Source organism: Novosphingobium chloroacetimidivorans (assembly GCF_014204535.1).
GTDB classification, from domain to species: Bacteria; Pseudomonadota; Alphaproteobacteria; order Sphingomonadales; family Sphingomonadaceae; genus Novosphingobium; species Novosphingobium chloroacetimidivorans.
In genome coordinates this window covers 115,204-128,328 of record NZ_JACHLR010000006.1, presented here as the reverse complement: position 1 = coordinate 128,328, position 13,125 = coordinate 115,204, and the positions used below count along the sequence as shown (strand labels likewise).

Annotated in this window: 10 protein-coding genes; all 10 read right to left on the bottom strand. The window is 66.8% G+C overall.

The features are described from left to right. Nucleotide 1: 1 nt before the first annotated feature. The 10 genes from HNO88_RS09030 to HNO88_RS08985 all read right to left on the bottom strand — a co-directional run bounded on the left by HNO88_RS09030 (nucleotide 2) and on the right by HNO88_RS08985 (nucleotide 13,121). The gene (locus HNO88_RS09030; RefSeq protein ID WP_184244259.1) at nucleotides 2–1,222 is read right to left on the bottom strand and encodes a TIGR03087 family PEP-CTERM/XrtA system glycosyltransferase; all 1,221 of its coding nucleotides are present in this window, start codon (nucleotides 1,220–1,222) and stop codon (nucleotides 2–4) included. Further along, nucleotides 1,223–2,299: a FemAB family XrtA/PEP-CTERM system-associated protein gene (locus HNO88_RS09025; protein ID WP_184244257.1), complete on the bottom strand. Its 1,077-nt coding sequence runs from the start codon at nucleotides 2,297–2,299 to the stop codon at nucleotides 1,223–1,225. Further along, nucleotides 2,296–3,168, bottom strand: coding sequence for an XrtA system polysaccharide deacetylase (locus HNO88_RS09020; RefSeq protein ID WP_184244255.1), 873 nt, complete (start codon nucleotides 3,166–3,168; stop codon nucleotides 2,296–2,298). Before HNO88_RS09020 ends, HNO88_RS09025 begins: the two co-directional genes overlap by 4 nt. Before the next feature lie 23 nt (nucleotides 3,169–3,191). Continuing rightward, the gene (locus HNO88_RS09015; RefSeq protein ID WP_184244253.1) at nucleotides 3,192–4,376 is read right to left on the bottom strand and encodes an XrtA/PEP-CTERM system-associated ATPase; all 1,185 of its coding nucleotides are present in this window, start codon (nucleotides 4,374–4,376) and stop codon (nucleotides 3,192–3,194) included. A gap of 20 nt (nucleotides 4,377–4,396) precedes the next feature. After that, on the bottom strand, nucleotides 4,397–6,124 hold the full coding sequence (locus HNO88_RS09010) for a TonB-dependent receptor (protein WP_184244251.1): 1,728 nt from the start codon (nucleotides 6,122–6,124) through the stop codon (nucleotides 4,397–4,399). After that, nucleotides 6,121–7,200 carry a P-loop NTPase family protein gene (locus HNO88_RS09005; protein ID WP_184244250.1) on the bottom strand — a complete coding sequence of 360 codons (1,080 nt, stop codon included), beginning with the start codon at nucleotides 7,198–7,200 and terminating at the stop codon, nucleotides 6,121–6,123. The genes HNO88_RS09010 and HNO88_RS09005 overlap by 4 nt, the downstream gene beginning before the upstream one ends. Before the next feature lie 10 nt (nucleotides 7,201–7,210). Continuing rightward, nucleotides 7,211–8,728: an XrtA system polysaccharide chain length determinant gene (locus HNO88_RS09000; RefSeq protein WP_184244248.1), complete on the bottom strand. Its 1,518-nt coding sequence runs from the start codon at nucleotides 8,726–8,728 to the stop codon at nucleotides 7,211–7,213. A gap of 37 nt (nucleotides 8,729–8,765) precedes the next feature. Then, nucleotides 8,766–9,407, bottom strand: a complete 642-nt coding sequence (locus HNO88_RS08995) for an XrtA/PEP-CTERM system exopolysaccharide export protein (RefSeq protein WP_184244246.1) — start codon at nucleotides 9,405–9,407, stop codon at nucleotides 8,766–8,768. A gap of 964 nt (nucleotides 9,408–10,371) precedes the next feature. Further along, nucleotides 10,372–11,598: a pyridoxal-dependent decarboxylase, exosortase A system-associated gene (locus HNO88_RS08990; protein WP_184244244.1), complete on the bottom strand. Its 1,227-nt coding sequence runs from the start codon at nucleotides 11,596–11,598 to the stop codon at nucleotides 10,372–10,374. Continuing rightward, on the bottom strand, nucleotides 11,595–13,121 hold the full coding sequence (locus HNO88_RS08985) for an acyl-CoA ligase (AMP-forming), exosortase A system-associated (protein ID WP_184244242.1): 1,527 nt from the start codon (nucleotides 13,119–13,121) through the stop codon (nucleotides 11,595–11,597). The genes HNO88_RS08990 and HNO88_RS08985 overlap by 4 nt, the downstream gene beginning before the upstream one ends. Nucleotides 13,122–13,125: the final 4 nt, after the last annotated feature.

The following is a 13,125-nucleotide window of genomic DNA, read 5'->3' as shown; positions in this document are numbered from 1 at the left end:
CTCAGGCAACATCGCGCGCGGCCATTGGGGCGTATCCGGCCAATTGCGTCAAGTCGGCCAGGGCAGCAGACCAGCTCGCATGCCCGACCACATATTCGCGCGCGGCGCGGCCCATGGATCGAGCATGCGGCAGGTCTTGCAGGAGCGCGATGCAGGCGGCCGCCAACGCATCATCGTCGGACGCGATCGACAGCTGCGCGCCATCCCGTGCACCGATGCCGGTCGCGGCTTCGGGGGTGAGGACGACGGGCAGCGCCATGGCCATCGCCTCCAGGACCTTGTTCTGCACGCCGCGGCCGATCTCCAGCGGCACGAGCGCAAGATCACTGGCAGCAAGCCAGGGCTGCACTTCGGGCACCCGCCCCCAGACGTGGACGCCCTGGCTGGCCAGGGCGCTCAGCCGCTCGGCCGGGTTGCGTCCCACGATGTGGAAGCTCGCTTGCGGAAAGGCTTCACGAATGCGCGGGAGGATACGCGTGACGGCGCGCACGCAGGCGTCCACGTTGGGCGCGTAGTCCATCTGCCCGGTGAAGATCAGGCGTGGATAGGGCAGCTCGGCCAACTGCGGTTCGGGCCGCACCTCGCCAGGGTCGAAGGCCTGGTTGTCGATCCCGTTCGGAAGCGTGCAGACTCTCGCCGCGCCGCCCGATCGCAATCGGAACAGCGCCGCTTCCTCGTCGCTGATCAGCAGGCTGACGTCGGCGCGGCCGGCGAAGCGCGCTTCTTCTGCGCGCAACAGCCGCGCCTCGCGGTTCTCGGCCCAGCCCTTGAGCCCCCCGTCGCGCTTGGCATAGGCCTCGAACTTGGCCGAGTCGACGTCGACGAAGTCGGCGATGACCCGGCCCTGGAAGTCTTGCGGGACGTACTGGCCCATCTGTCCCGAAAAGCCGTAGATCGTCGAAATCGGTCGCGTTTTCAAAGTCGTGCGGATGTAGTCGGCGAGCGCACGGGAATGGAACGCGGTCAGGCTGATCGGCTTGCCGGTGACCATCGCCTCAGCCGCGGCGAGCGCCAGCGGCTTGCTGCGATGGACCAGGCAGTGGCTCGCCGCGACGGCTGCCAGCGCGCCCTCTTCCGCATAGTCCAGCGCATCGTCGGCAAAGGTTGCGACGTGGACGGGCGCGAGGTCCGCCAGGTGCTTCAACACATTGTGCGAGCGGATCTTGTCGCCGCGATCCGGTGGGAACGGGATGCGGTGGGCGATGAACAGGATTTCCGACACTCAGCCCAGACCTCGGGCGATCCACGGCCCCACGCGGTTCGCCAAGGCGAGGGGCAACTTCTGCCACAATGCGATCTGAAGCTTGTGCTTGGCGCTGGTCGGGTCGGCGTCACGCTTGGCGCTGCCGGGCGCGGTCCACACGGCGTAGCTCAGCGGCTCGGGCGTGAAGCCCCAATTGCGCTTGAAGTGGTAGGCGCCGCTTTCGGTCTTGGAACGGCCGAAGTCGAAGCGGGCGCACCCGCGCCGCCGTGCATGGAGCATCAGCTCGTAATACATGCGATCATTGGCGCGCAGCCGGCGGGCGTCCCAGGTGCCACCGCCCCAATACGGCATGACCGCACCGCGCCAGTAGAGCGACAACACGCTGGCGACGGGCCGGCCCTCGTGGCGCACGGTGAGGATGTCCGCCCGATCGCCGAAGCGATCGAGCACGGCATCGAACAGCGCGCGCGGGAAAACCGGGGTGCCCAGGTTGCGGACGCTCTCGGCGTAAACGGCGTAGTGGGCGGCGCGATCCTCGGGAGAAGTCCCGATATCGATGTGGAACTCGTTGGCGAGGCTCTTGCGCACTTCGGCACGCTGCTTGCGCGGGATCGCGGTCAGCTGTGCCTCGTCATCGTTGGCAAGCGGGGCGATGAAGCCGCAGTGCGATTGCGTACGCAAGGCCCAGCCCTCGCGCGCGTCATCGACAGGGCCACCGCGCAGTTCGATGGTGGGGCAGGAGTGGCTCGTGGCCAGGCGCTCGGCCGCGGCGAGGAGTTCGGCACCGTCCTCGCCATCGGCCAGCAGCAGTCCGCCATCGACGGCGAAGCCGGTAGACGCCATCAGCCTACCGAAGATCGGCGAGTGGATCTCGCTCAGCGGAAGATAGCCGCCGAGGGCGCCGCCCCGCTCAGCCACCAGTGCCAGGGCACGGTTGCCGGTGCCGTGCTCCACCGCGTCGAGCCAGGCCGGCAAGTGGAACGGCGTGCCCTGCGGGTGTGCAGCGATGAAGCGCTCGATCGCGGATCGCTCGTCCGGGTCGCGCATGTCGGCGAGCCGAACGAGCGTCCGGATGGGCGCGAAGGGCGCGTTCATGCGGCGAGCGCCACCGCGCTGTGGGCTTCACGCGCGGCGATCGCGTCCATGCGGCCCCAGGCGAAGTCGCGAACCAGCCGTTTCAGCTTGGCGGCCATGACGTCGAGATTGGTATAGTGGCGAAAGCGCGAGCGCAGCGGTGCACCATCGACGCGCGGCTGCTCGGGATCGACCTCCCAGGGGTGGAAGTAGAACACCGCCGGCCGCCCCTCGGCGTTGACCTGGCGGATCGCCCAGCGCGTAAAGGCGTAAGGCAGCACCCGGAAGAAGCCGCCACCGCCAGCCGCAAGCCGACGCCCGGCAAACATCGCCGTAGTCACTGGGATCTCCACGAGATCACGGCGGGCGAGCGGATGGAAGGCGAAGCGCGGCGCCTCGCGCCAGCCGTAGTGATCGTGCGCGATCGGTGCGACGCTGGAGGAATAGAGGTAGCCTTGCGCCGCCAGTTCCTCGTGCGCCCAGGGCGTACGCGCATCGATCGAGAAGCTCGGCGCACGATAGCCCGTCAGAGCCACGCCGGCTGCATCCTCGATCGCGCGGCGGCTGATCGCCAGGTCCTGCGCGAAAGTGGCGCGGTCCATGCGAAACACGCGCTGGTGGTCCCAGCCGTGACTGGCGATCTCGTGGCCCTGCTCGACGATGCGGCGGATCAGCGCCGGGTGACGCTCGGCCACCCAGCCCAGCGTGAAGAAGGTGCCCTTCACGCCCGCGTCGTCGAACAGCGCCAGAACCGACTCGCAATTGCGCTCGACGCGGCTCTTGAGCCCATCCCAGCTCTCGCGCTCGATCACCGTTTCGAACGCACCGACCTGGAACCAGTCCTCCACATCGACCGATAGGCCGTTGATGACCGGTGACGCCGATTGCATGGCTTGAACTCCTGAAGGCGCGATCAGGCGGCCGCGCGGTTTTCGTCGCCGCTCTCGATCCACTCGATGATCATGGTCAGCGCGTGCCGGATGGTACGATCCTGCTCGGACAGGCGGGCGTCGAGCGCGGCGATCTGGTCGTCGATCGCGGCGACGAGCTCGGCGTGAACGACCTGGCGGTTCTCCTCGCGCTCCTCGACGGTGTTGGCGAGTTCGACCACGGCCTGCTGCAGCTCCTGGATCTGCGCGTCACGCTCGGCCACCGCAACCTCCAGAGCAGCCGCGGCCGCGACGGCGTCCGCTCGCTCCTGCTCGGTGGGACCACTCGCCGCGGCGGGTGCCGGCACGGGCTGCTGCGCCTGCACCTTGGACTGCGGCGACACCAGCGCGATAGTGCCGTCCTCGTTCAGCTCACCCAAGACTTGCGCCAGCATGGCGCTGTCGATGCGCTCGCGCTGTTCGACCGCGCCGAGCAGCAGCAGGCGGTTCACCACCTGGTTCACCCGGCGTGGAATGCCACCGGTCGCCTTGTGGATCTCGGCGAAGACATGCTCGTCGAAGCTGGGGTTCCCCTGCCACCCGGCCCGGTTCATGCGGTGCTCGATATAGAGCTGGATCTCGTCCGGCTGCATCGCTTCGAGGTGATGGGTCGCGATCACGCGCTGGCGCAGTTGCTCCAGCTCCGGGCTGTCGAGCAGCAGACCGCGGAACTCGGGCTGGCCCAGCAGCAGCGTCTGCAGCAGCGGGTGCGCGCCCAGCTGGAAGTTGGACAGCATGCGCAGCTCTTCCAGCGCGCCGATCTCCAGGTTCTGCGATTCGTCGACGATCAGCAGGCAGCGGCGGCCGGCGCGCGCTTCCTCGTGCAGGAACTGCTCGATCATGGCGAGCGCGGTGGCCTTGTCATGACCTTCCACTTCGATTCCGAAGGCATGCGCGACGACGTGGACGATCTCCTCGCCGTCGAGCGCGCTGGTCACCACTTGCGCGGCGGTCAGCATGGCCGGGTCGATCGTCGCCATCAGGTGCGCGACCAGCGTCGACTTGCCCGCGCCGACTTCGCCGGTGATGACCACGAAGCCCTCGCCCTGCGCGAGGCCATAGCCGAGGTACGACAGAGCCTTGCGGTGCGTCAGACTTTCGAAATAGAACGCGGGATCGGGGGTGAGCTGGAACGGCCTGGCGGCAAGTCCGTAGAAATCGTCGAACATCGGAAATCTCCTACGGCGGATCAGAAGCTGTAACGCATGCCAACAAGGGCAGAGGCGGTCCAGATGTCGTCGAGCGGTTCGGGTTGCAGCGTGCCGTCGATGCCGACGGCGGCGGTGGCGCGCAAGCGGGCGGTAAGCAGGCGATAGTAGCTGGCCGAGGCGCCGACGTTCGTGATGTTATCGAGCGCCAGGTCGTTGCTTTTCAGCCATTGCGCATAGCCGTTGGTGGCCCAGCCGGACTGCGGATCGATGCGACCGCTCAAGAAAGCGGCGAGCCAGTAGTTCTGGTCGACCACGCCGTTTGCGGAGGCGAGGATGGTTCCGCGCGCCGCGATGAACTTGCGGCGATCGTAGCCAGCACCGATGCCGGCATCGAGCCCGCCCATCTTGAGGGTGTAGCTTGCCGCCACGCCGCGGGCGCGGAACGTCGCCGAACGGATCGAGCCGAGCGCGCCGGACAGACAGCCGTTGCCGCTGAGCGTCGAGGCGCAGCCGCGCAGTTCGCCCGAGATCGGGTCGCGCACGGCCTCGAAATCCTCGGGCAGTCCGTCGAGCAGGCGCGTGACCTGGCCGCCGAATCCGGCGACGTTGTCGTAGACCATGACGTTCAGCGCGCTGCGATCGTTGGGCGCATAGGTCAGCGTGCCGTTGAAGCTGGTCGAGCCATAGCGCCGGCCGACATGCGCGGTCAGCGAGGTGCGGCGGCTGGGTCGCCACATGACGCCCACGTCCCAGATCAGGCCGTCGACATCGTAGGCGATCTGGCGCGGCGCGCTGTCGTCGGTGACGTAACGGCCATTGCGCACCAGCGGCGCACCATTCGGCCCTCGCACCGCGTCGCGGCTGGAAATCTCGACGTTCTCATAGCCGAGCGCGCCGGTGACTTGCAGGTTGCGGTTGACCGGCACGGTGACGATGCCACGCGCCTGCATGTCGCGCACGCGCTGGTCGAGGTTGGAAACGTCTTCCTGATAAAAGCTGCCGGCAGCGCCAAGGCCGACCGGCAAGGCGGTGCCCGGTGCGAGCATGGCCGACACGTCGGCGATCTGCACCACGCTTTCGTCGAACACGTCGAACGAGCCGATGCCGAAGTCCTCGCCGTCGAAGTCGACGTCGTTGTCCTGATCCACCTTGGTGTAGCCGGCGCGGTAATTGGCCGAAAGCGCGACATCGCCCGCGCGCGTCGCGAACGACGGACCCGCGTAGACCGAGTAGATCTTGGTGGAGCCATTGTCGTCGAACCCGCGGCTGCCGAAGCCCACCCCGCCGCGATCGCCGCTAGCCCGGGTTGCGAGTGCGCCGCCCTCGACCGTAAGGCCGCGCGCCACGGTGGTGTATCCGTTGACGAGGCCGCTGATGGTATCGCCATCGCCGGCCCGCTTGCCCCAGCCAAAGTGGTGCTCGTAGCGTACCGAAGCAGCCAGCGCGTTGTTGCGCCCCGAGATCGAGGCGTCCACGCCGGCCGCGACCTGGGTATAGGTCAGCACCTCGTCGCCGGGCGAAAGCTCGGCGTTCACGATCTGGTTGACCTCGACGTAGGGGATCACGGCGACCTGCTTGCCGCCGCCGCCCCGCCCGTTGCGGCCGGAGCGCGCGGGCCTGCCGGTGTCTGGAGCATCGCTTGGCGCGTCTGCTCCAGGACCGTCGCCGACGTTGCCATAGCCGATCGACTGGGCCTGGATCGCCGTCGGCAACACCAGCGCCGTCAGCGCAGCCGATGTCAGGAAGGTGCGAGCCATCGGGGTCATTCCCTGTATCCGTAATAGGAGCCGAAGCTGCGCCCACTCGGGCTGAACTGCACCGCATTGAGCAGCAGCTGGATGTTGGGACACGAGGACAGCAGCGACACCGCATCCTCCAGCGCGCCCTGCCCGGTACAGTCCGCGCGCACGATCACTACGGCCTGGCCGACGTACTTGGCCAGTTCGGCGGCAGGCGACGCCGCGAGCGCAGGCGGCGAATCGAAGATGACCATGCGGCCCGGCGCGCCCTGCGTCAGCCGCTCCAGCACCTTCTCGGTGCGCGCGCTGGACAAGTACTCGCTGTCGTTCGTGGTCGTGTTGCCGGCCGGCAGAACCCACAGGCCCGGGATGTCGGTGCCGAGCACGAACTGCGCGACATCGGCCTTGTCGTCCATCAATGCATCCATCAGCCCCGGCCCGCCCGGCAGCCCAAGGGCGGAAAGGATTGAGGGCTTGGCGAAGTCGGCGTCGACCAGCAGGACATCGCTGTCCTTCTCCGCCGCGATCGACAGCGCCAGGTTGGTGGCGCAATAGGTCTTGCCCTCGCCCGGATGCGGCGAGCTGATCAGCACGCGCTGGGCCTTGCTGCCTGCCGTCTGGCGGCGCAGCTCCGAAGCTTGGACCATCAGCTGGCGCTTGACGATGCGGAACTCCTCGAGCAGCCCGGTGACCGAACCTTCGGGCACGATCAGGCCGTTCTCGCGCAAGTGCTCGCGGTCGATGGCGTGGCGTTCCGTGGAGAAGATGGCGGGAGCGACCTGGGTTTCTGCAACCGCGGTCTTGGAAGCGATCTCTCCCGTCCCGTTCGTATCGAGCGAAGTCGGGACACCGGGTTCTGGCGCAAACGTGTCTCGACTTCGCTCGACACGAACGGGAGTGGGTACGGGGGGAAGGGTCTCAGGAGCCGCCCCCACCTTCTTCGCCCGCAGGGCCGGCTCACGCTTGGGCGGCAATGCCTCGGGCCTGGGCGCCGCCATGTAGCGCGTGAAGTCGAAACGCTCGGCCGCCCGTTCGATCAGGGAATCGCTCGAAGGCTCGGCCTTGTCGCGCAGCGGGAGGGGGATCTTGCTCTGGTCGGTCATGTCCGTGTCCTCAGGCCACCATGCCGCGCTGGATGAATTCAACCGCGAGCAGCAGCACGAACAGGCCGCCCAGGGCAGCGGTGCCGCCGTACCAGAGCTTCAGCCGCTTCGCGCGCAGGCGTCGGGCCGAGTCGGTCAGGGTCTGCGAGATCGCGCCGAGCACTGGCAGTCCGGTGGTGCGCTCCAGCCCTGCGGTGGTGGCAAAGGTGGAGCGCAGCTTGCCCATGCCGAACGCCGCACCGGCACCGCCGACCAGTCCCACGATCAACACGCCGAACAGCAGCACCGGACGGTTCGGCGCGGTGGGCGCGCGTGGAGTCGTCGGCGGATCGACCACTTCGAACTTCACCGCCTCGCGCTCGGTCTTGATCTCGCCCCGCAGGCGCAGTTCCTCGCGGTCCTGCAGGAGCTTGTCGTACTGATCCTTGAGCACGGCATAGTCGCGGCTGATCTTCTGCGCTTCGGCTGCGGCTTCCGGGTTGTCGAGCGCCTGAGCGGTCAGCTGGGCGATCTCGGACTGGAGCCCTGCGCGGCGCGAGGTCAACGCCTGCACCGTCGCCTGGCGGTCGGCGCGCATCGATTCGAGCGAGCTATAGGCCGGGTTGGGCACGCCGCCGCCGCTCGCCGCTTCCTGCGCGGCCGGGGACTTCAACGCCGCCACCTGGTTGCGCGCGGCGATCACATCGGGATGGCTTTCGGTCAGACCGCGTGCGCGCATGCCAGCAAGGTCCGCCTCGGCACGCGCCAGCGACGCGGAGGCGCCACCGCCCGCTCCTGCAAGCGTACGCGGCGTTCCGGCAAGCTGCCCGTTCATCGCCGCCGCAGCACTCTGTGCGGCCACCAGATCGGCTTCGACGCCGCGCAACTCGCTACGTGCCGAATCGAGCCGGGCCGAGCTGTTCGCCCCGCCTTGCGCCATTTCCGGATGCGCCTGCTCGAAGATGCGACGGCGGTTCTCGGCGTTCTCCAGCTCCTTCTCGCGCTGGGCGAGCTGGCCGTTCACGAACTCGAGCGTCTCGGTCATCTCGCCGCGGTTGCCGGAGAGGTTCTCCTCGCGGAAAATGTCGATCAGCTTCTGCGCCACCGCCTGCGCCACCTTGGCGTTCTCGGCGTCGGAGAGCGAACTGTCGGCGGAGATGGCCGTGATGTTGAACAGGTTGTCCTGCTCGCTCACGACCTTGATGTTGTCGGCGAGGCTGAGCACCGCCGCTTCCATCGCCTTGGGCGATTCGATGCGGTCGCCCAGCGACGTCGAACGGATGACCTTCTCGAGGTTCACCGCGCTGGTCAGCGTCTGACGGATACGCTCGATATCGCGCTTGCGGTCGGCCACGCCGATGCCGACCTGCTCCGCCAGGGCGTCATCCAGCTGGATGAAGATGCGCGCCTGCGATTCGTAGCTGTTGGGGATCAGCGCCACGACCAGCCAGCCAAGCAGGCAGATCGCCCAGGCGACGGCCAGGGCCAGCCACTTGCGGTGCCAGACCGAGTGAACCGCCGCCAGCGCCTCTTCGTAGATCGAATTCATCGGCTTGCCCGCCCTCGTCCGTTCCGGCCGACCATGCTCAGAACATGCTCTCGGGAATGATGATCACGTCGCCCGGAGCGAGCATGACGTTGGCCTTGCTGTCGCCCTTCTTCAGCAAGTCGCCCAGCTTGATGGCGAATTCGGTCTGCTTGCCGGTGGACTTGTCGAAGCGGATCAGCCGCGCCTTGTTGCCCGCGGCGTACTCGGACAGGCCGCCCACGGCGATCATGGCGTCGAGCAGCGTCATGTTGGCCCGATAGGGGATCGAGGCCGGCTTCTCGGTCGCACCGACGACGCGAATCTGCTGGCTGAAGGTGCCGGCGAACTTGTCGACGATGACCGAGACCAGCGGCTCCTGGATGTACTGCGACAGCTGGAGGCGAATGTCCTCGGCCAGCATCGACGGGGTCTTGCCCACTGCCGGCATGTCGGTGATCAACGGCGTGGTGATGCGCCCGTCGGGACGGACCTGGACCTTGGCGCCGAGCTCGGGATTGCGCCACACGAAGATCGTCAGCTCGTCGAGCGGACCGATCACGTATTCCTCGCCAGGGCCTTCCTGCATCGACACGAACGATGCCGGCGGCAGCTGCGGCCCGCTCGCGGTCGAGCAGCCGGACAGCACCAGGCTCACCATCGCGCTGCCGGCCAGGAGACGGGCTAGGCGTACGTTCGGCATGGACACATCCCTGTTACGCCGACCATTCACGCGGCCGGCTGAAATCAGCCTCCGCTATCCCGCCAAAGGGTGAATATTAGGTTAGGGAAACTGCGTCGGTGGGGTGGGTCCCGCTTTGGGACGGGTAGAAGTGGGAGCCTTAATTCGCGTGCAATCTCGCGGCGGGGTGCGCTGCACCTTTGTGAACGAAGGGCGTGTCCCAAGATTGCGGACTACGTCGGTAGATATCTAAGTTGGGGTGGAGAGCAGTCACACGCTAACCGTGGACCTAAAGCTCAGTTGCTTTTCGCTCACTCGACCTTTGCTGCCGTCGAAGATAGAAATCCCTGAGAAGGGCAAAAACCATTCCCATGATTAAGCCTGTCCATACATAATGAGTAACGTTTAATTTCGCGACAGCCATAGCATTGCCTTTGAGCCGCCGTAGCTGTGTGGCACGATTTAAAATGATGGTTCCGTTTATGTCGCGAACGGACATCAATATGTTTCTTCCTTCAAAACGAAATATCTCAACACTTACTTTTGTAGGAAGCTGCTCCCCATGCGGATAGCATCCTATTGAACGCTTGAAGCTGTCGCATTGAACTCGGATGCTGCTGCGGCAAGTACGCAGTCGAAGGTACCTGTGTCGGATGTCCGCAAAATCAAGTACGCCTTCCAACCTAGTCGTCTTTGATCGTGCTGCCACTTCATGTACCTGAGTGAAGGATCTTGGTTCAGGTCCAAGCAACGCCAAATACACTGCGCATGCCCCGACAATGACAATGGAATTCACTAGCCTGTTTGACCGAGCCCAAGAGAGCCAATGCATCAATTTTCTGGCTGCTGTCATACGAGATCCGGGCGTCGGCACCGGGATATCCGGTGTCTTCTTAAAAGCGATAGGGATCTAAGCTAACGCGCCGTCACTAAGAGGGGGTTAGTGTCGGCGAAAACGGCCGATCCGGTTTTCGCGAGAATCAGCTCAAACCAGCAACTCAACAGCCGCACCCTGCCCCAGGAACGCCGAGGGGCTCGCGCTGGCTCCGTAGGCTCCTGCGCAGAACACGGCGACGAGATCGCCGACATCCGCTTGCGGAAAGCCGGCCTTGTCGGCCAGGCGGTCGAGCGGGGTGCACAGGCAGCCGACCACGCTCGCCTCTTCTTCGACCTCCGCCCCATAGCGGGTCGCGATCGCGACGGGATAATTGCGCCGCACCACGGTGCCGAAGTTGCCGGATGCCGCAAGCTGATGGTGAAGGCCCCCATCGGTGACGAGGAAGACCTCGCCATGGCTCACCTTGCGATCCACGATTCGCGTGACATAGACCCCCGCCTCGCCGACCAGGTAGCGGCCTAGCTCCATGCAGAATTCCGTCTCGCGCAGTTCGTCCGGCAGTGCCGCGAACTGCTCGGCGAGCCGCTCGCCGACAAGGGTGACATCCACCGGCATGTCGCCGGGGAAATAAGGAATGCCCATGCCGCCGCCCAGATTGCAATGCGGCACGGCGATCCCGCTCTCCTGCGCAAGCTGCGCGGCCAGTGCGATCGCCTGGGCCTGTGTATCGGCAATCGCGGAGGCGTCGAGCGCCTGGCTGCCGGCGAAGATGTGAAACCCGCGCCACTCTGCGCCCGCGGCCACGATCTCGCGAGCAAGCGCCGGCACGCGCTCGGCGTCGATGCCGAATTGCTTCGCGCCGCCGCCCATCTTCATGCCCGAACCCTTGAGGTCGAACGAAGGATTGACGCGAATCGCGAGCCGCGGCGTCATGCCCAGCGTCTCGGCGATCGCAATCGCGCGCCAAGCTTCGGCCTCGCTCTCGAGGTTCAGCGTGACGCCCGCCGCAATGGCAGCTTCCAGTTCGCGGTCGCGCTTGCCCGGCCCGGCGAAACTGACGCGCGCCGAAGCGATCCCCGCTGCCTGCACCAGCGCCAGCTCACCGCCGGACGCGATGTCGAAGCCGTCGACCAGCCCGGAAAACAGCTCCAGCACCGGCCCGAACGGGTTGGCCTTGACGGCATAATGCAGAGCCAGCTGCTCGGGCATGGCGGCGCGCAGCTGTGCCACGCGGGCGCGGATCAGGTCGGCGGAGTAGAGGAACAGCGGCGTCTCGCCCGCCTCCTCCACCCACTCGGTAACCGGCCGGCCGGCCACCGCCAGCACGCCGTCGATGGCTTCGTACCCAGCCGGGATCGGCCCAAGCGCCTTCATGCGGCCAACTCCTGTCGGACTTCCTGCTGCAGACCGTTTCGGTCGATCTTTCCGTTGGGCCCGATCGGCATCGCCTCGCGCCAATGGATCAGGCGCGGCTGCATGAAGTTGGGCAGGTCCTGCGCCAGGCGCTTGGGCAAGGCCTGCGCCGCATCGTCGACGCCGGGCGCAGGACGCACGACGAGGTGTACCGCCTGCCCTAGCCGCTCATCGGGAACGCCGAGCGCCACGGCCTCCACCACCAGTCCGGTGGCGAGCGCGGCTTCCTCGATCTCCTGCGGGCTGATGCGGTTGCCCGCCGATTTGATCATCGCGTCGCGACGGCCGACGAAATAGAGCAGCCCATCCGCGTCGCGCCGCACCCGGTCGCCCGACCACACCGCCATGCCGCCATAGCGCGACGCGGCAGGTGCCGGCTTGAAGCGCTCGGCCGTGCGCTCTGCATCCTGCCAGTAGCCTTGTGCCACCAGCGGACCGCAATGCACCAACTCGCCCTCCACGTTGTCGGCAGCGACCTGGCCGTCCTCATCGATCACCAGGATTTCCGCATGCGGGATCGCCTTGCCCATCGAAGTCGGATGCTCGTCGACCAGGCCGGGATCCAGGTAGGTGGAGCGAAACGCCTCGGTCAGCCCGTACATCGGAAACAGGCGCGCCTGCGGGAAAAGCGCTCGCAACCGGCGCACCAGATCGACGGTCAGGGCGCCGCCGCTGTTCGTCAGGCGACGCAGTCTGGCCGCTGTCTGCGCCGGCCACTCCAGCTCGGTCAGCTGCACCCACAGCGGCGGCACGGCGGCGAGTGTGGTGACGCCATGCTTCTCGACAGCCTTCACCACGTCGCGCGGCACCAGATAGTCGAGCGGGATCACGCAACCGCCCGCGAACCATGTGCTCAGCAGCTGGTTCTGGCCATAGTCGAACGACAGCGGCAGCACCGCCAGCGCGCGGTCGTCCGGCCCGAGTTCCAGGTACTGCGCCACGCTCTCGGCCCCGAGCCACATGTTGGCGTGGCTGAGCATCACGCCCTTGGGCCGGCCGGTGGAACCGCTGGTGTAGAGGATGGCGGCAAGGGCGTGCGGATCGCCCGCGGACGGCGGCAGCGCCGCGCCACAGGCGCTTGCTTCATCAAGCGCGGCCCCTTCCTCGAACACGGTGCAGCCTTCCGGCAGATCCTCGGGCTCGAGGGTCTTGAGCCGCGCCGGCGTGCCGATCAGCAGCACCGCGCCGCTGTCCTCCAGTATGTGTGCCACTTGCGCGCGCTTGAGTAGCGGGTTCACCGGCACGTGCACCAGCCCGGCCCGCGCCGCGGCGAGCGGCATGAGGCACGTGAGCTCGCCCTTGGCAGCCCAGGTCGCGACCCGTGCGCCTGGCTGCGGCACGCGTGCCTGCAGCCAGCCCGCCAGCGCAGCGACACGCGTTCTTAAGGTCTCGTGGTTAATCGTGCCCTCGCGCAGCACCAGGGCTGGCGCATCGGCCGCTCCCCGCTCGGCGAGATGGTCGAGCGTCTGGGTCTGCGCAGGCATGAGG